Below are 19,904 nucleotides of genomic sequence, written 5' to 3'. Positions count from 1 at the left end.
TCGTTATTTCTTGAATACAGCACCTTTATCCAGAGCAGTCTTCCAAGCTTGATCCCAGAATTGCTTGGATTGGTCGTAATTGAGCTTTTGCAAATTGTCCAGGAATTGATCCTTAACAGAATTAAATTCTCCCTCGTTTTTAGCCAATATTAGCTTTGGTATCGTTGTTTTCACGAGTTCCTCTACTTTGGCGTCGATCCGCTTAATATCATCAGGTGCTGTATCCAGTCCGGTCTGAACGGTGGAGTCGATTGCGCCCCATTTGATTTTTCCGGCCGCTTCGAGCTTTTCAAGCGCCTCCCCTGGATAAGTGGCCCCGTAATATTCGCTGTAAGTCTTTTCGAATGGCGTCAATTTCGTTTGGAACACTTTTGGGGAATAGAACAGATTAATCAGCCCTTTATCATCCGGATGGACGACAAAATCGTCAATGCCCTGGAGATTGCCGTATTTGCCAATACCGGTTTGGTCTCCGAATTTTTCCATCGTTTTTGAAGCTTGAATCGTTTCATCCGTCAACTCAGGCTGACCGTTGACAAGGGTCCAGTCTTTGTCCTTGATGCCGCTTGCCGCCAGCCTTGAGCCGTCAGGCGAGGAAAGGAAATTCAACAGATCGAGCGCCCGGTCCGGATGCTTGGAATTTTTGGAGATGGCCAAATATTTGCCTGCCCAGCCTGAAGGAGACGAGGCGCCTTTGTATACATATGCTCCCTGAATCGGAATTAATGCATAACCGGCATCAGGGTTTCCTTGCTCGGCCAGCTTTTTGTTGCCCCCGCCAATCCACCAGGAAGCCATGCTGGACAGCAATTGCAAATTATCCAGCTTTGCGCTGTATTGATCCATCTTTTGCGTGAACGCTTCGGGATCGAGCAGGCCCAGCTGATTCGCTTTGAAGTAATACTGCATGCTGTGCCAGAACGCGCTGTTCATATCCGTCAACAGTTCGAAGGCATTGCCGCTGGCATCCTGCACATACATGCCCGGGCCGTTGAAGTAGCCTTCGCCAAAGGCATTTTGAATGATGAACGGCCATAAGCCCAAGTCATTGAATGCCGAGATGCCGTACACTTTTTTGCCGTCTTCCGTCGTTGGGTGGCGTTTCTGCATCTCTGCGAGCATTTCCAGAAATTCATCGGTCGATTTAATTTCCGGATAACCGAGATCTTTGTAATAGTCCCATCTGGCAAAGAAGCCGATCGAATAATCGTATTGTGGAGCTTGCGCAGCTACGACGGCGTCTGTTCCCGTATGAATCGGGAGAAAATAGAGCTTGTTTTGGCCTGCGCTCATATTTTGTCTGAAATATTCGAGCGCCTGGGGCATCGCTTTCTCAATCTCTTGCCCGTTCGTTTTCAACAGATCGTCAAGCGCGAGGACATGATTGCCCTCAATTAATTGTTTGACGTATTTGTGGTCAACCATCAGAATGTCAGGCAAATCGCCGTCGGCCAGCATCAGCTTCAGCTTGTTTTCATCCGCTGCCGCGGTTTCGATCGTAATGCCGGTAATTCTTTCGATTTCTTTGGCTACGGGATCGGTCTGGACACCTGGAACGTCGGCAGCGCCCGCCCCGTAAATGGTCAGCTTGACAGGTTCTTTCGCCGGAGTCCCGGAATCTCCCGATCCCGTATCGCCCGTCTTTTGGTTCGTTTCCGGATCGGCAGCCGGCTTCGGCTCGTTGCTATTGCCGGAACATGCGCTCAGCATGGCGACAAGAGCCAGAATAAGCAAAACAATCAGCGGTTTGAACAGGGTGAAACTGGATTTGACCAACCTCATCTTTTTTCCTCCCTTTACTGTCTGGTGCTTATTTATAATTGAAATGCCATCAAGGTGGGATGACATCAACTATCGGCAGACAGGCAAGCGGGCAAGCAGGCTGGCGCGGGTTAACCTTTAACTGCGCCAAGCATAATGCCTTTAACGAAATATTTTTGCATGAAAGGATAGACGAATAAAATCGGAATCGTGACTACCATCGTAATCGTCATCTGGACGGATTGCGGGGTAAGTATGCGCGCTGCCGCTCCGCGGTTCAGCTCTTGCACTGACATATTGGCCAGCGACTGCACCTGATTCAAATAGTTGTAAAGGATGAGCTGAATCGTCTGCAGCTTTGGATCGGATACGAGAAAGAAATTATCCTGCCAGGAATTCCACTGTCCGACGGCAGCGAAGACAGCTATGGTCGCAATAATGGGAAGCGATAAAGGGAAAATGATTTTGCGGTAAATGGTGAAGTAGCCCGCCCCGTCAATCATTGCCGATTCCTCTAACGCTGCCGGAAGCTGTTCAATAAATGTTTTGATCAAAATGACATAGAAGCCAACGATCGCCCCAGGCAGGACGTAAAGCAAAAAGTTGTTTTTCAGGCCCAAATTTTTCATCGTTAAATACCATGGAATAAGCCCGGCATTCAAGTAGAGCGAGATAATGACAAAACGGTAAAAGAATTTGCGCCAGACGAGCTCGTTCTTCGTCACGATATAAGCAAACAGACTGGAGCTGAACACGGTAACAATCGTACCGATGACGGCTCTTAGCACCGATATGACGAACGAGCTGTATATATCGGGCAATTTTAGCATCGCTTTATAGTTGTCGAAGTTGATGCCCCGGGGCAGGAAAACGAGCCCGCGCGACGCCTCGAGCGGATCGCTGATCGAGTAGATAAATATATAATAGAAAGGATAGACACAAGCAAAGGTGATAAGAGAAAGCAGCAGATAGTTGGCGATGTTGAAGCTGATATTCCAAAGTCCGGTTGGTTTGGTCATAAGTTGATTCCGATCCCCTTTCCGAAATGATTCTTTAAACAATCGACTGGCCTCTGACCCGTTTGGAAATGAAGTTGACGGTGAAAAGCAGGATGACACTGATCACAGTCTTGGACATGCCGATTGCGGTTGCATAGGCGTAATCGTTGGTGGCAATGCCGATCCGGTAAACGTAGTAGTCGAGCACCTCGATTTTTTCGGCAACGAGCGGATTATGGAACACAAAATACTGGTCGAACCCGTTGGAGAGCATGTTGCTGATGCTGAGCAGCAGCAAGACGATATAGGTCGGCATCAGACCGGGAACGGTTACATTCATAATCGTCTGAAAGCGCCCCGCGCCGTCAACCTTGGCGGCATCAAAAAGCTCCTGATCGATCCCGGCGATCGAGGCCAAATAAATAATCGCGCCCCAGCCGAGCCCTTTCCAGACCGCAACGGCAGTCTGAACGTACCAGACAGCCTCGCCATTGCCGAGAATATTCGTCGGTTCGCTAATGATGTGCAGCTTGATCAGCAATGTGTTGAACAATCCCTCGACTGAAAATACAGAGAAAAACAACGAGAAGACGATAAACCAGCTAATAAAATTCGGCAGTGTCGTTGTTGTCTGCACAATTTTTTGGAAGGTCTTATTTTTCACTTCCGACAGCAGGATGGCAAAGATGAGCGGCAGCGGCGAAGTGAGAAGGCCGAGAAAGCTCATGGCCAAGGTGTTTTTAAGCACATTAAGCAGTTCGCCCCCGTCGTTCAAAGTCAGCTCAAAAAATTTCAAGCCGACAAATGGTGTCTGGGAGAGGGGGATTCCCGGCTTGTAATCGAAAAAAACATATACCCAGCCAAACAACGGTAAATAGTTGAACAAAAAAACGAGCACGATAAACGGCAGCGCCATGAGAAGCAGGGACAGCTTGCTCTTTGTAATCACCGGTTTCTTTTGCATAGGCCAACTCCAAATTGTTTATTTTCCTGTTCGTTAGGATCAGTATAGAGGGCAGACCCGCCGGGAGAAATAAAATAAGCTACAAAATGATGCACTTTCTTATGATTGAAAGAAGAAATAGAAAGCGGGAATAGATTCGTGTCTACTCCCGGCTATCTTTTCTGTACTTTTTTTACGATTTTATTCCGCGTGCTCGATTTTGGGGAATTTCAGTGTAATGGTCGTTCCTTCTCCCGGGCTGCTGTCCGCCTCCAAGCGGTAGTGGGGGCCGAAGTGCAGTTGGATGCGCTTGTTCACATTTTGCAGACCAATGCCAAAAGTTGGACTGTCCGCACCGTCTAAAACATTTCGCAGCAAATGCAGCCGTTCCGCTGTCATGCCGCCCCCCGTATCGGAGACGGCAAGCGTGATTGTGCCTTCTTTTTCCGCCGCCGCGATGTGAATGCTGCCTGTATAATTTTTTGCTTCTATGCCGTGAATGATGGCATTTTCAACGATAGGCTGCAAAATAAAGCGAAGCACCTGACAATGCAAAATCGTTTCATTCAACTGCCACTCGATCTGGATGCCCCCGCCGTAGCGCATATTCATCAGCTTGACGTAGTTGTCGATATAGCCGGTTTCCTCGCGAAAGGTCCACATCAGATCCGAACGGTTAAAAATCGGTTTCAGCAAGCTGGCCAGCGTCGTCAAGCTCCCCGCAATGTTGTCCGCTTTAATGACAACCGCCATCCATTTGATCGTGTTCAAGGTGTTGTACAAAAAATGCGGCTGGATTTGGGACTGAAGCATCCGGATTTCCAGCTTTGCTTTTTGCTCTTCCGCCCGCCGATTCTCGTCGATCAGATTGCTGATGCTTTCGGACATGCGGTTGAAGCCTCTTGCCAGCATGCCGAGTTCATTGTTAGCGGTGCTGTTCAGCTTGATCCCCAGATTGCCTTTCTCCATCTCCAGCATGCCTTGCGACAGCTGTTTGAGCGGTTTGGTCAGCTTGCGAATCCAATAATACGAGATCAGCAGCGCCGCGGCGAGAGCAACGGTAATAATGCCGATCATCGTATAACGCAATGTCCAAATATCTTTGACAAATTCACTTATAGGCACAAGCTTGATGACGGTCCAGCCGGTATCGCCCAGCCGGTAGTAGACCGCTTGCATGTCTTCAGCCGAAAAGCTGCCGAAGGAGCCGGCGACCCGGTCCAGCAGCGAGTCCGGCACCTTTTGGCCGAGACGGGACGTATCGGTGTGGGAAATAATAATTCCCTTCTGATCGTAAATATACATTTCGCTTCCCGGCTCTCCGCTCAGCTTGTTATAAGTGGCGGCCAGCACCTGCTGATTCATATTGACGACAAGCGTACCGGCCTGATCGTTCTTCATGATCGATTTGACCCCGCGCATGGAAGATAAGAGGACAGGCAGCTCATCCTCGGGCCGATAAACATAATTTTGAAAATCCTTCGCCTTGGTTGCGCCCAGCCAGATCAAGCGGGGAAAGGCTTCCTGGGCCTGATTGTAAAGGGATGTAACATAGAACCAATGCTGTTTGGCGGCGTCTGTCAAGTAAACGGTGGCATGGGCATCGACGCCGACAACGGTGCCGAAATTCGTGAACAAATAAATGGATGAAATATGCTCATAGTTTTTCAAAATAATCGAGGTTCGTTCCATCACTTTATTGGTCAAATTGACGCTGTCCGCAGGGGAAGAGGTGCTGACATCCAGATACTCCTGAATGCCGGGATCGAGCAGAAACAATTTGGACACTTTGTCCACTTCCTGACGCGACGCTTCAACACTATTCTCCAGCTGCTGAAACAGCCGCAAGGTCGATTGCTCCGACCGCTTTTGCAAAATGTCCAACACGCCAAAGTAGATCATAACTGCGCTGACAACAAGCACGGCCATGCTCATGATCATAAAAGACAAGCTTAAACTTGTCCGCAGGCTGCCGTTACGCCTGCTCATCATTTTTCGCATCATCCTGTTCACCGTCTTTCGGCCAATCGGCGACCCACTGCCTGCGGAATTCCCGCGGGCTCATCCCGGTAAAGCGCTTGAACGCCCAGCTAAAATAACTCTGGTTGGCGAAGCCGATCCTGTCGGCCACTTCATAGGTTTTCATATACGTACTGAGCAGCAGTTCCTTGGCCTTCTCGATACGGTATTGCACTAAATAATCAGCATAGTTTTGCCGCATTTCTTTTTTGAACAGGCTGCTTATATAATTCGGGCTCATCTGGACGTGCTCTGCCAGCTCCGGCAGCGATAAATCGCGGTCATAGTGCATCTCGATATATTGGAGTACTTCGTTTATTTCTCTGCTGACAGCTCTTCGTTTGGCGTGATGCTTCGCAAGATCTGCCAAGTATTGCTCATAAATGGCGATTGATTGTTGCAAGGTATCCGCTTTCGATATTTGCTCGGCATAAGCGGTGAAAATTTCCGGAACATTGACATCGGTCAGATGCATGGAGGTAATCGGCCACAGCAGCCACTGCATAAACTGCTTCTGCACTTCTTCTTTGGAAGTGAGTAGGCCGGCTTGCAGGAATAGGTTAATCTTTTCGGTGAGCTTGCTTTTGTAATGTTCACTTACTTGCCATTTCTCCGGCAGGTAGAGCAACTGCTCCCGCAGCGCTGGAGCCAGCTGCAGCGGCATGTTCCCGTCCGCTCTAATATCGGCGCCATTGCCGTGAAAATATTTCCGCGCCAGCGCCTGGACGCTGAGCCGGTATTGCTGCTTTAGCGCATTCTCGCTACTGCCGATGCCACTAATCCCGAAGGAAACGGTAGCGTTAAAGTAAAGATCCATCACTTTGCGAATATGCTGCAGCATTTTGTGAAGCGTCTCCCAAGTTTGCTGCTCACTCGGCAGATCATGGAAGCTGGCCATAATCATATAGCGGCTTTCCTCGTCGTGAAACACTTCGCTGCGCGCATATCCGCTCAGCACCTCATCCAGGACGTTGAGCAACGACATGCGAGTCAATTCGCCTTTATAATCCTGAAAACGGTTTCGCAGGAGCGTGTATTGATCGATTTCCATGGCGCAGACGATGAGGCGGGACGGTTTGAGGCGCAACTCCATTCGCTCCGCAATGGAGAAAAACTCTTGATCCGTATAGCGATTGCGAAACAAGTAGTCTTTGAACAGATTTTCTTTGGCAACGCCATGCTCGATTCCTTGGGGCTTTGCAGCCGGACCTACAGAAGCGTTCAGCTCGGATTGAAGCCTGTGCAGCAAAGTTTCAATTTGCTCCGTAGTCATCTCCAGCTTGAGAATATAATCGCTGACTTGGTGCACTAACGCTTTGCGTACGAGGTCGAAATCTTCCAGACAGGTAAGAATAATGATTTTGGCAGGCCGCTCAAGCTCGCGTATACGTGCGATCAGCTCCATGCCGTCCATCACCGGCATTTTAATATCGGTAATGACAATATCAGGTGCCTCCCGCTGATACGTCTCCCATGCTTCCTGACCGTTGGAGACATCGGCAATTACCGCCATCTCATATTTGGCCCAGTCGATGGCTGTCTTCAAACCAACTCTTACAAGCATTTCATCCTCGGCAATCAGCACTTTATACATATGGGTGTGTCCACCTCCGTTCGTAATGGGTAATATTTAACTCTATTCTCGTTATGCCAGCAGCGTGTGTCAATAGCATAACAAAATGGACTGAACAAGGATGTAAAGGGATGTCAAGGGTTTGTATAGGTTGGGATGGTAGACTGGAAGTATATTCGGAAAATGCGAACTGTGTCGTGAGTGATACATACTAAAAGATGCCGGATTGCTATAGAAGGAGGGGGCAGAGAGGTCAGTAATTTGTTTAGAAAATGTATAGATTTGTCGAATATAATTAATTTTTAATTATCCCTTAAAAGGAATTTCAACAGAGAGTTTATTCCAAATGTTACATAAAATCTCGTGCGATAATAGCAAACCCGTTGAAAAGCGGGGACGCAAAGCTTAAGGGGCTAATGGATTTGCTGAAGACGCGAATGCCAATGCCAGCCAGCTGTCGAATACGACGGAAACCTCCGTCTAGCGTATGCGCTGTGATGGAGGTTTTTATTTCCAAGGAGGCCTTGGCATCTTTTATGGAGGTGATGATTAGGAGTTTCAGAAATCTCAGTATCACACTCGCATTGACCGGTTAAAGAGAGGAAAAAAGATGATTTAGAATTTGTAGTGAGAAGGAGGAAGGATAGATCGTGCATTTATCGAAAGTAAAAACTTGGAAAAAACAATTGGCGATGTTGCTTGCGTTCGTAGTTGCAATTGGAGGAGTACCTTCAGTATTTGCTCCAAAAACAGCAATGGCTGCTGACACAGCTCCTGAACTCATAGTAGACTATGAGTTTTCTGATCCGGGAAATGGGGGACTGCCGGCAGATAATAAAAAAGGTTCTACATTAACAGTGGTTGAAGGTGTTTATGGCGGTAAAACTTATGGCAATACGACAACTGAATATGGTACAGACAGTGCCGGGGACTACTGGAGGTGGACCTCCGATAAGCAAAGAGGCGGCGGTTTTACCCTAGACATTGACCCGAAAGGAAAAAGTATTGATAAAAGTTATTCGGTTGGAGTTCGTTTTTCTTATGACACTCTCAACAGCAGCTGGACTAAAATTATTGATTATAAAGATAAGACCAAGGATCAAGGGTTTTACTTTGACAGTGACAAAAAGTTGAAGTTTTTTGATGTTGGTACTAGTGGGAAAACATCAGTGCAACCAAAGCAAATTATCGATATTATAGCTACAAGAGATGCAACTACGAAAATGTTTACTGCTTATATGATCGTAGATGGTGAATTTCTTAAGGAAATAGAAGTTGATGACTCAAGTAACGGCGCAACGCCTATTGTAGTCAATAACAAGATTCGTTTCGGTTTCTTCCATGATGATTATATATCTGGTGGAGATGAGAAGACAACAGGCGGAAAAGTGTATTCCATCAAGTTCTGGGATGGGGCAATCACGCCAGCTGAGGTTCTGAAAGCTACAGCGGCCAAAGGCACTGAAGTTGGAACAACGACAGTATCGGTAACACCTGCTAGCGGCAGTAACTCCTATAAGGTGCTTGTTTCGGATAAGTTGCTCCCATTTCCGCTTCAAGGCGAGCAGGTTCCGGCAGGAGCTTCTGATTACAACTTAGGTGATGACATTCCAGATGTAGATGCAAATACCAATAAGTATGTAGGTATATATGAAGTTGATGAGAATGGTAATATCATCAGTTTTAAACAAATTACTTTAACAAACGATGATATAAAAATGCCAACACTGGAGATCGAAAAGCCAGCCGATACTAAAGTTTTCGAGAACAAACCTGAATTTACAGGTAAGACGGAAGCAGGCGTGCAGGTAACTGCTAAAATAAAAAACAAAAACGGTGAAATAATCGATGAACCACAGGTGAATGTAAACGATGACGGAACCTGGAGTTTCCTCCCAGGAAGTGAGCTGCCGGATGGTGACTACACGATTGAAGTAACCGCAGACAAAAATGGAAATTCGGTAACACAAACGAAGGATATAACGGTAGACGCCACGTTACCTAAACTGGAAATTGATAAACCAAGCGGCAACAAAGTGTATGTGCCTAATCCTGAGTTTGGGGGAAAAGCGGATCCAGAAGCGAAGGTGACAGTAACGCTCAAAGATCAAGACGGCAAGGTGATTGAAACCAAGGAAGTTCCGGTTAAGGAAGATGGAACATGGAACTTCACGCCGGAGAATGACTTGAAAGACGGCGCGTACACAGTTGAAGTGACTGCCGAGAAAGGTGGCAAGTCGAGAACGGAAACGAAGGACGTAACCGTCGACACAACAGTGCCGGCATTGGAAATCAACGAACCAAGTGGTAATACCGTAACGGTAGCAAAACCAGAGTTCAAAGGAAAAACAACCCCAGGAGCGACGGTAACCGTTGAAATTAAAGACAAAGACGGCAAAGTAGTTGGCAAGCCGGAAGTAACAGTCAACTCGGACGGAACGTGGAGCTTCTCGCCAGATATTGATTTGCCGGATGGCGAGTACAGCATTGAAGTAACCGCTACGAAAGATGGGAAATCCACCAAAGAGAAAAAGAATGTAACGGTGGATACAAAGCTGCCATCACTGGTTTCTTTAACACCTTCAAGTGGAAGCTTAAGCCCTGCTTTTGATCCAGCTAAGGGTTCATATACGATGACTGTAACCAACAGTGTATATGAACTGAAGTTTACGCCAGTAGCAGTTGATCCAGGCTCGAAAATTGAAATTAAAGTCAACGACGGTTCATTTGCCATGGTAGCAAGCGGCTCTGAGAGCGGAGCGCTTCCGCTGAATGTCGGTGACAACAAAGTAATCGTCAAAGTAACCGATCGTTATGGCAAAGTGAAAGAATATGTCGTCACAGTAACACGCGAAAATGCAAACACAGATGGAGGAAACTGGTGGATACCAGCACCGGGTCCAGGCCCATCAACAACAGCCAATATTATCACTAGCGTGGATGGAGCAAACAACAATTTCGCAACTGGAACAACAAAAAAAGATGGCGACAATGAAGTCACAACCGTTCAAGTGGATACCGGCAAGCTGAATGAGATTTTGGCAGACGGCAAGTCACATCAGTTGTCAATCCGCGTACCAGGCCAAGGAGAAGTCGAAGTAAAAGGCTTGACCGCAGCGGATGTGAAGAAGCTGGTTGACACAGGCTCGACGCTGACGATTGAGGATGAACTGCTGGCGATCTATCCGGTTCCGGCGCAGCAGCTGGATCTGGACGCTATCGCGAAGCAATGGAATGGCGCGGAACTGAAAGATATTGCGCTGGACATCACCATTAAAAACGCTTCGCAAGAGCTGGCCGACAGCGCCCGCAATGAAGCAGCAGCGAAAGGCTATGAACTACTCGTGCATCCGGTCGATCTGGATCTGACGTTCTCGAAGGATGGCAAAACCGTCCGCGCAGGCCAACTGGACAAGTATGCGGTGAAATATATCGCACTGCCGAAGGATATTGATCCGAACCGGATTACGACGGGTGTCGTGGTGAATCCGGATGGCACAACGTTCCATCTGCCAACAGTCGTAACAAAAATCAATGATCGTTACTTTGCCCAAATCAACGATCTGCGCAGCGCGGGCACCTACTCGGTGATCTGGAATCCGCAGGACTTCAATGATGTGAAGAAGCATTGGGCGCAAAGCAATGTGAACAATATTGCAGCAAGACTGCAATTGAAAGGAACAGGCAACAATACGTACTCCCCGAACCGCAATGTCAACCGCTCGGAGTTTGCTTCGATCGTGACGTTGGGGATGGGCTTCATGCGTCAGGAAGTGCCGCAAAACATGTTTAGCGATGTGTCGCAAGCGCATTGGTACCATAATGCGGTGACGATTGCCAATGAGTTTGGCATTGTACTGGGCTACTCCGACGGCTTGTTCCGTGGCGAGCAGGAAATCACTCGCGAGCAAGGCATAGCGATGATCGCTCGTGCCTACCGATTTGCAGCGATACCGAAAGCGATGAGTCAGGCAGAAATTGCCGCAACGCTTGCAAGCTTTGGTGATGCGGACAAAGTGTCCAACTGGGCGAAAGAATCTGTCGCTCAAATGGTAGCAGCCGGTGTCATTGAAGGCAAAGGCGCGAACCTGCTGAATCCGCAAGCAAGCATGACACGCTCGGAAGCGACAGCAATGATGGAGCGTTTGCTCAAAACAACTAATCTGATTGACTAATAGCATGAAATGAAGCAGCTGTCACCGGCCATTAAAGCTAGTGGCAGTTGCTTTTTGTTGCGGATAGGGGAATGTAGATTTGCCATATTGATGCATGCCAGATGGTTGTATAGGAAATGTATAGGAGCAGCTGATATACTATGAACAAAGGAAGAAATATGTAGATATTTGTTAGAAAGCGGCATGATTATAATTCTTCATAAGGCCATTCCCAAATATTAATAATAGTGATGTTTATACTCTCAAAAAAATAAGCCCCAAAACCTACAAATAGAAATAAATTTTAACAAAATTGGGACCATCGGGCCTAACCGACCAATTTTTTTCTAAGTATAATCCTAATTAAGCAAGTGTTTTATTTTAAAACTCTACATACAAGCTCGTACGATAATGGCAAACCCGTTGAAAAGCGGGGACGCAAAGCTAAAGGGGCTGAAGATTCGCTTAAGATGCGAATTCCAATGCCAGCCAGCTGCCGAATACGACGGAAACCTCCGTCTGTTAGCGTATTTTCGCTTTTGGACGGAGGTTTTCTTTTTCTTCGAGCTGAAAGAGAGGTGTTTGCTATTAATCAAGGAACAGGGAAGAAGTAATGGCACAAGGAACAGGGCGGTATAGGAAGCGACAGTAATGGCACCGGATCAAGGAGGCGGTCATTGTCGATTAGCAGTACTGGTGGTCTTCAATAACCACAGTTTGGAGGGAGACAATTGAATAACACCCGAGCGGGAACAAGAAGAAACATACTAAGGCATTATTTAATTAAATTTTCTGTATTATTGCTCGTCATTACAGGGGTGCTGCCCCCTGTTTCAACAGTGCAAGTCCATGCTGCAGAGCCCTTTACGCTTAATGCGATTGATTCGTATGGTATCTCTGCCGACGGCAAGACGCTCTATCAGTTTGATGGGAATAACCCAGCAGCGCAACCAAAGGCAACCATTGCGGTTAAAGGTCTTACCATGGGTCCATCTGATTATATGAACGGTTTAGCTATGCCCGTTACCGGCGATGCTATTTACGGAGCCTTTCACGGATCTGGTTCTTATAAACTTTATAAAATTAGTGCAGATGGAACTGCCACACTAGAGACAACATTATCTGGAACAGCCGGTAACGCCGCAATTTCCGCCGAAGGAAAGTATTACTATTCGTACGGCAGTAATGGCAAAACATACTTAGCTTTCTATGATACCGGCACAAAGGAAAAGGGTTTAAGTGAAATTAAGGGTCTTAGTGCCGCCGGCGCTGATTTGGGCGGTGACCTGGTCGTCGATGGTGAAGGCTACTTATGGTTTTTTAGAGGTAACGCTGTGCTTCAACTGGACCCAAGAAATGCTACCATTATAAGAACTCTCCCTATAACAAACTCAGATGGTATAGCTATAGAGGCTGGTGTTAGGGGAATCAGCTTCTTGCCTAACGGTAAGATGTTCCTGCTTGCTGGAGACACTAGTCCCAAATTCTATATACTTGACCCGGATACGCTAAGCACTACTTATCTGGGGGCAATGACGGGACCTGTATTTTTTGACTTAGCATCAGGAGCCACACCACGATTCGCACCTAATCCCGCTGTAATTGAATCCAACAAAACAGCCAGCCTGCAAGCAAAAGCTGACGGCAACACAGATGCTGATCATCCGGAAGTGGGAGATACGCTGCTGTACACCGTTCAGACTCGTAACACAGTTGCTGGCAGTTTGGTTAGCAATCTCGTGATCTCTGACGCAATTCCGGAAGGCCTTGAATACATCCCGAGTACGTTGAAAGTAGACGAAATAGCGGTAAGTGATGCTCAGGATGGCGACCGCGGCCATTATGCTAATGGTCAAGTGACGGGTCAATTTGGCGATGTGACTGATACATCATGGCACAAGATAACCTTCCAAGTGAGGGTTCTGCCTGGACAAGCGGGCAAGGATATCCAGAATACAGCGCTTGTCAAAGGAGACAACATCGACGTTCCAAATAAGCCAACAACAACTGTTGAAGTGTATCCGCGAGGATCTGTTTTGGAGTCAACAAAAACCTCCAGCCTGCTCACCAAAGCTGACGGCAATACAGATGCAGATCATCCGGAAGTGGGCGACACACTGTTGTATGCGATCCAGACTCGCAACACGATTGCCGACAGTCTGGTAACCAATCTCGTGATCTCCGACATGATCCCGGTAGGTTTGGAATACGTTTCGGAGACGTTAAACGTAGATGGAACAGCGGTGAGCGATGCTGAGGATGGCGACCGCGGCCATTATGCTAATGGTCAAGTGACGGGCCAATTTGGCGATGTAACCGATACATCATGGCACACGGTAACTTTCCAAGTGAAGGTTCTGCCTGGCCAAGCGGGCAAGAATATCCAAAATACTGCACTTGTTACGGGAGACAATGTCGGCGAGCCGGAAGAGCCAACAACGACTGTTGAAGTGTATCCGCGCGGATCCGCTTTGGAGTCAGCAAAAACCTCCAGCCTGCTCGCAAAAGCTGACGGCAACACAGATGCTAAGCATCCGGAAGTGGGAGATACGCTGCTGTACACCATTCAGACTCGTAACACAGTTGCTGACAGTCTGGTTACCAATCTTGTGATCTCCGACATGATCCCGACAGGTTTGGAATACGTTTCGGAGACGTTAAACGTAGATGGAACAGCGGTGAGCGATGCTGAGGATGGCGACCGCGGCCATTATGCTAATGGTCAAGTGACGGGTCAATTTGGCGATGTGACCGATACGTCATGGCACACGGTAACTTTCCAAGTGAAGGTTCTGCCTGGCCAAGCGGGCAAGAATATCCAAAATACAGCGCTTGTTACGGCAGACAATGTCGGCGAGCCGGAAGAGCCAACAACGACTGTTGAAGTGTATCCGCGCGGAGCTGTCTTAGAATCAACGAAAGTGGCCAGTCTGCAAACCAAAGCCGACGGCAATACAGATACAGAACATCCGGAAGTGGGCGACACACTGCTGTATACGATCCAGACCCGGAACACAGTAGCAGACAGTATGGTCACCAATCTTGTGATCTCTGACAAGATTCCGGCAGGCTTGGAATACGAACCGGGCACATTGTGCGTAGACGGAACCCCAGTGAGCGATGTTGAGGATGGGGATTCAGGCCATTATGCCGGTGATCAAGTGACGGGCAAATTCGGAGATGTCACGGATACGTCATGGCACACGGTAACGTTCCAGGCGAAGGTGCTGCCAGGCCAAGCGAGCAAAGATATTCAAAATACAGCGGTTGTTACAGGAGATAATGTCGGCGATCCAGATGAACCAACGACGACCGTCGAGATTTATCCGCGCAATCCAGCACTTGAATCCAAAAAGATAGCGGAGCTAGATACGAAGGCAACTGGGAACACAAATGCGAATCAGTTTGAAGTGGGCGACACACTGCTATATACGATTGAGACCCGCAACACAGTTAGAGATAGTCTGGTCACCAATCTGGTCATTTCTGACCTGATCCGGGCAGGCTTGGCATACGAACCGGGTACGTTGAGCATAGATGGCAAAGCTGTCACTGACGCCGAAGGAGACGATGCAGGTCATTATGTGAATGGCGAAGTGATCGGAGAGTTCGGAAATATTTCGGATAATGAATGGCATACGCTGACATTCAAGGCGACCATAAAAGCCGGCCAAGCGAGCAAAGAGATCCGAAACGTGGCTGTAGTAAGCGGCGACAATACTGGCACACCGGACGAGCCGGAAACGACGGTGAAGGTAGAGCCACGGAATCCGGTTCTTGAATCGACAAAGACGGCGAAGCTGGAAACAAAGGCGGGAGGCAATACGGATGCGGGTCACCCGGAAGTGGGCGATACACTGCTGTATACGATTCAGACCCGCAACACGATTTCCGATAGTCTGGTAACGAATCTTGTCATCTCAGATATGATCCCAGCAGGCTTGGCCTACGTACCGGGAACGCTGAGTGTAGATGGTAAAGCGGTTACCGATGATATGGGAGACGACGTCGGCCATTATGCCGATGGTCAAGTGGTTGGACAGTTCGGTGAAGTTACGGATAATGAATGGCGCACGGTAACTTTCCAAGCGAAGGTACTGCCAGGCCAAGCAAGTAAAGATATTCAAAACAAAGCGCTTGTCAAAGGTGACAATGTTGGTGAGCCAGATGAACCGACAACGACAGTAGAGATTTATCCGCGTTATCCAGCGCTTGAATCAACGAAGTCGGCGAAGTTGGATACGAAGGCAACAGGCAACACGAAGACGGATGAGTTTGAAGTGGGCGACACGTTGTTGTACACGATCCAGACCCGTAACACAGTTACAGAAAGTCTGGTCACCAATCTTGTCATCTCTGATGTAATACCGGAAGGTCTAGAATATGTGTCTGACAGTTTGAAAGTAGACGGAGAAGCTGTCACCGATGTAGAGGACCAGGACAAAGGTCATTATGTTAGTGGCAAGGTCGTCGGACAGTTCGGTAATATTGCAGATAATGAATGGCACACGCTGACATTCAAGGCGACCATTAAAGCCGGCCAAGCGAGCAAAGAGATTCGAAACGTAGCTTTTGTGAAGGGCGATAATACCGGCACGCCTGACGAGCCAGAAACGACGGTGAAGGTAGAGCCACGGAATCCGCTTCTTGAATCGACAAAGACGGCGAAGCTGGAAACAAAGGCGGCAGGCAATACGGATGCGGGTCACCCGGAAGTGGGCGATACACTGCTGTATACGATTCAGACCCGCAACACGATTTCCGATAGTCTGGTAACGAATCTTGTCATCTTTGATATGCTCCCGGCAGGCTTGGTCTACGTACCGGGAACGCTGAGTGTAGATGGCAAATCGGTTACCGATGATGTGGGAGACGACGCCGGTCATTATGCCGATGGTCAAGTGGTTGGACAGTTTGGTGAAGTCACGGATATCGAATGGCACACGGTAACTTTCCAAGCGAAGGTACTGCCAGGCCAAGCGAGCAAGGATATTCAGAACAAAGCGGTTGTTAAAGGTGACAATATAGGCGAGCCAGATGAACCGACAACGACAGTAGAGATTTATCCACGTAATCCAGCGCTTGAATCGCAGAAATCGGCGAAGCTGGAAACAAAGGCAAACGGCAATACCGATGCTGATCATCCGGAAGTAGGTGATACGCTGCTGTATACGATCCAGACTCGTAACACCGTAACCGATAGTGTAGTCACCAATCTTGTCATTACGGATAAAATTCCGGCAGGCCTGGAATATGTCTCCGGTACGTTGCGTGTAGATGGAATTGCGGTAAGTGACACTGAGGACGGGGATGCCGGCCATTATGTTAATGGTCAAGTGACAGGTCAGTTTGGCAGTGTAACCGATACGTCGTGGCACACGGTAACTTTCCAAGCGAAGGTTCTGCCAGGTCAAGCAAATAAAGATATTGAAAACAAAGCGCTTGTCAAGGGAGACAATGTGGGCGAGCCAGATGAGCCGACGACGACGGTTGAGATCTATCCTCGCGGATCTGTTTTGGAGTCTACAAAAACATCCAGCTTGCAAGCTAAAGCGGATGGCAATACAGATGTCGACCATCCAGAAGTAGGCGACACACTGCTGTATACGATCCAGACCCGCAACACAATTGCGGACAGTCTGGTCACCAATCTTGTCATTACGGATAAAATTCCGGCAGGTTTGGCATACGTTCCAGGTACGCTGAGCGTCGACGGAACAGCGGTGAGTGATGCTGAGGATGGAGACCGCGGCCATTATGCCGATGGTCAAGTGACGGGCCAATTTGGCGATGTAACTGATACATCTTGGCATACGGTAACCTTCCAGGCAAAGGTTCTGCCAGGTCAAGCAAGCAAAGATATTCAAAATAAAGCGCTTGTTAAAGCAGACAATGTCGGCGAGCCAGATGAACCGACGACGACAGTCGAGATCTATCCGCGTTATCCAGCGCTTGACTCGCAGAAATCGGCGAAACTGGAAACCAAAGCAGACGGCAATACAGATGCGGATCATCCGGAAGTGGGCGACACGCTGCTGTATACGATCGAGACTCGTAATACTGTAACTGATAGTGTAGTCACCAATCTTGTCATTACGGATAAAATCCCGGCAGGCTTGGAATACGTTCCAGGTACGCTGAGCGTAGACGGCAAAGTTGTTACCGATGCCGAAGGAGACGATGCTGGCCATTATGCCGATGGTGAAGTGACGGGCAAAATCGGCAATGTGACCGATACGTCGTGGCATACAGTAACCTTCCAGGTGAAGGTGCTGCCAGGTCAAGCGGGCAAAGATATCCGCAACGAAGCATTGGTAGAGGGCGGCAATATTGGCGAGCCGGACAAGCCGACAACGACAGTGGAAATTTATCCACGGGGTCCAGTTTTGGAATCTGAAAAGTCAGCGAAGCTGGAAACCAAAGCGGACGGCAATAAAGATGCGGATCATCCAGAAGTAGGTGACACGCTGCTATACACGATCCAGACTCATAACACCAATGCCGATAGTTTGGCCACCAATCTGGTGATCTCTGATGTGATCCCGGCAGGCTTGGCATACGTTCCAGGAACCCTAAGCGTAGACGGCAAAGCTGTCACCGATGCCGAAGGAGACGATGCTGGCCATTATGTGGACGGTCAAGTTACTGGTCAATTCGGCAATGTGACCGATACCTCCTGGCATACGGTAACCTTCCAGGCGAAGGTCCTGCCAGGCCAAGCAAGTAAGGATATTCAGAACAAAGCGGTTGTTAAGGGAGACAATGTCGGCGAACCAGATGAACCGACAACGACAGTCGAGATTTATCCGCGCTATCCGGCCCTCGAATCCGAGAAGTCGGCAGCGAATTTGACTGAAAACAAGCAAACGTATGAAGTCGGGGATATGGTTATCTATACGATCCGGGGTAGAAACACAGTAAGCGATAGTGTTCTGACCGATCTGAAGATTTCGGATATTCTGCCGGCAGGCTTGGAGTACGTCGCCGGAAGCATGAAGGTAGACGGCGTAGCCGTCACAGATGCAGAAGGAGACGACAGCGGAAGCTATAAGGACGGCGTTATGACCGCCATCGTCGGTGACGTCGCCGATACCAACTGGCACACGCTGGAGTTCCGGACCAAAGTGAAAGCAGGACAAGCCGGTCAAACGATCAAAAACGTCGCGGAAGTCACAGGCGGCAACATTGGCGAACCGGGTAAACCGACGAAAGAGATCTTCGTGGACAACGAGCCGATTATCTATCCGCCGTATCCGCCTTATCAATCTCCTGTCATGGAGTCGCATAAAACTTCAAAGGATCTGAACGGCGGTAACGTCGAAGAGGGCGACACGATAGAGTATGCGATCCAGACGCGCAATACGGTATCAGGCAGCACCGTAAGCAATCTGGTCATTTCCGACGAATTGCCGGAAGGACTGGAGTACGTCCCTGGCAGCTTGAAAGTGGACGGAAAGCCTGTGACCGATGCCAAAGATGATGACAACGGCGAATATGCGGATGGCAAAGTAACCGGGAAATTCAGCTTTATTACCGATTTGAACTGGCATAAGCTGGAGTTCCAAGCGAAAGTAAAAGCAGGGCAAGCCGGCCAGAAGATCGAAAACATCGCTAAAGTGAGCGGGGATAATCTATTAGTGCCGGATAGACCGCGTGAAGCCATCACGGTTGTTCCAAAAGAGAATGTCCCTGACCCAGAGGCTCCTATACTAGAGTCGCAAAAAGCATCGAAGAAGCTGGGCAGCGGCAGCATCAAAGCCGGTGACAAGCTAGTGTACACGGTGAAAGCGCGGAATACAGTGCCGGGAACCATGGTCAATAATTTGGTGATTGCCGACGAATTGCCAGCAGGGTTGGCTTATGTGCCAGGCACATTAAAAGTGGATGGTCATAAGGTAACGGATAAAGCAGATGGTGACAATGGCTACTATGCGGCTGGCAGAGTCGTCGGAGAAATTGGCGATGTCACGGATACGAAGTGGCATACGATTGTGTTCCAAGTCCAGGTCGAAGTGGACCAAGCCGGCAAAAAGATCAAAAACGTCGGCGAAGTAGCTGGGGACAATGTACGTGCACCGGAGGAGCCTTATGAGGAGATCATTGTTGGCGGAAACGACAACGGGAATCATCAACCGGGCAAACCAGGCAAACCAGGCAAACCAGGGCAACCGGATAAACCGGTCAAGCCGGGAGAGAAAGAACCAACCAAACCGACTCCGACACCTGAGCAACCTTGGGTATCCACAGGTGGAGGGAACGGCACGGAAAGCGGCAGCAAGAACAATGGTCAGCACTACTTGCCAAAAACAGCGACCAATATGTATACGTATTTGCTGGCAGGAGGTCTGCTCCTGATTGCCGGCATGTGGCTGGCAAGAAGAAAAAAGAGCGATAAAAAGAATGCCTCATAGAAAAAACTAAAAAAGCGGCCCCTCTCTTTTGGGAGATGGGCTGCT

General features: G+C 48.5%; 7 protein-coding genes and 2 riboswitches. Of the genes, 2 read left to right on the top strand and 5 right to left on the bottom strand.

Annotated features, from left to right (window positions below; translation table 11 throughout):
- Window positions 1–3: 3 nt before the first annotated feature.
- The 5 genes from ACFQ0N_RS09185 to ACFQ0N_RS09165 all read right to left on the bottom strand — a co-directional run bounded on the left by ACFQ0N_RS09185 (window position 4) and on the right by ACFQ0N_RS09165 (window position 7,315).
- On the bottom strand, window positions 4–1,782 hold the full coding sequence (locus ACFQ0N_RS09185; protein WP_379325100.1) for an extracellular solute-binding protein: 1,779 nt from the start codon (window positions 1,780–1,782) through the stop codon (window positions 4–6).
- A gap of 110 nt (window positions 1,783–1,892) precedes the next feature.
- The gene (locus ACFQ0N_RS09180) at window positions 1,893–2,780 is read right to left on the bottom strand and encodes a carbohydrate ABC transporter permease (RefSeq protein WP_379325098.1); all 888 of its coding nucleotides are present in this window, start codon (window positions 2,778–2,780) and stop codon (window positions 1,893–1,895) included.
- Between the two features lie 34 nt (window positions 2,781–2,814).
- Window positions 2,815–3,723, bottom strand: coding sequence for an ABC transporter permease (locus ACFQ0N_RS09175; protein WP_379325096.1), 909 nt, complete (start codon window positions 3,721–3,723; stop codon window positions 2,815–2,817).
- A gap of 180 nt (window positions 3,724–3,903) precedes the next feature.
- Window positions 3,904–5,694 (bottom strand): cache domain-containing sensor histidine kinase, encoded by a 1,791-nt coding sequence (locus tag ACFQ0N_RS09170; protein ID WP_379325094.1) that lies wholly within the window; start codon window positions 5,692–5,694, stop codon window positions 3,904–3,906.
- Entirely contained in the window at window positions 5,678–7,315 is a 1,638-nt protein-coding gene (locus ACFQ0N_RS09165; protein WP_379325092.1) for a response regulator transcription factor, read from the bottom strand. The genes ACFQ0N_RS09170 and ACFQ0N_RS09165 overlap by 17 nt, the downstream gene beginning before the upstream one ends.
- Before the next feature lie 342 nt (window positions 7,316–7,657).
- Window positions 7,658–7,756: riboswitch (cyclic di-GMP riboswitch) on the top strand.
- Between the two features lie 188 nt (window positions 7,757–7,944).
- Here ACFQ0N_RS09165 and ACFQ0N_RS09160 point away from each other — a divergent pair.
- Both ACFQ0N_RS09160 and ACFQ0N_RS09155 read left to right on the top strand, forming a co-directional pair.
- A complete protein-coding gene (locus ACFQ0N_RS09160; RefSeq protein ID WP_379325090.1) occupies window positions 7,945–11,469 on the top strand; it encodes an Ig-like domain-containing protein in 3,525 nt (1,174 codons plus the stop codon).
- A 382-nt stretch (window positions 11,470–11,851) separates the two neighbouring features.
- Window positions 11,852–11,949: riboswitch (cyclic di-GMP riboswitch) on the top strand.
- Window positions 11,950–12,179: 230 nt separating this feature from the next.
- Complete coding sequence (locus tag ACFQ0N_RS09155) at window positions 12,180–19,859, top strand: isopeptide-forming domain-containing fimbrial protein (protein WP_379325088.1); 7,680 nt, start codon at window positions 12,180–12,182, stop codon at window positions 19,857–19,859.
- The last annotated feature ends 45 nt before the right edge of the window (window positions 19,860–19,904 follow it).

Origin of the sequence: Paenibacillus sp. GCM10027626, from assembly GCF_042676285.1 — a bacterium.
Lineage (GTDB): Bacteria > Bacillota > Bacilli > Paenibacillales > Paenibacillaceae > Paenibacillus_Z.
The sequence above is the reverse complement of the archived record's forward strand: the minus strand, read 5'-3'. Positions and strand labels throughout refer to the sequence as shown.

Bases quoted from the DNA above. Each gene is read 5' to 3' on its own strand.
- ACFQ0N_RS09185 (WP_379325100.1), bottom strand. From the start codon at position 1,782: ATGAGGTTGGTCAAATCCAGTTTCACCCTGTTCAAACCGCTGATTGTT.
- ACFQ0N_RS09180 (WP_379325098.1), bottom strand. From the start codon at position 2,780: ATGACCAAACCAACCGGACTTTGGAATATCAGCTTCAACATCGCCAAC.
- ACFQ0N_RS09175 (WP_379325096.1), bottom strand. From the start codon at position 3,723: ATGCAAAAGAAACCGGTGATTACAAAGAGCAAGCTGTCCCTGCTTCTC.
- ACFQ0N_RS09170 (WP_379325094.1), bottom strand. From the start codon at position 5,694: ATGATGAGCAGGCGTAACGGCAGCCTGCGGACAAGTTTAAGCTTGTCT.
- ACFQ0N_RS09165 (WP_379325092.1), bottom strand. From the start codon at position 7,315: ATGTATAAAGTGCTGATTGCCGAGGATGAAATGCTTGTAAGAGTTGGT.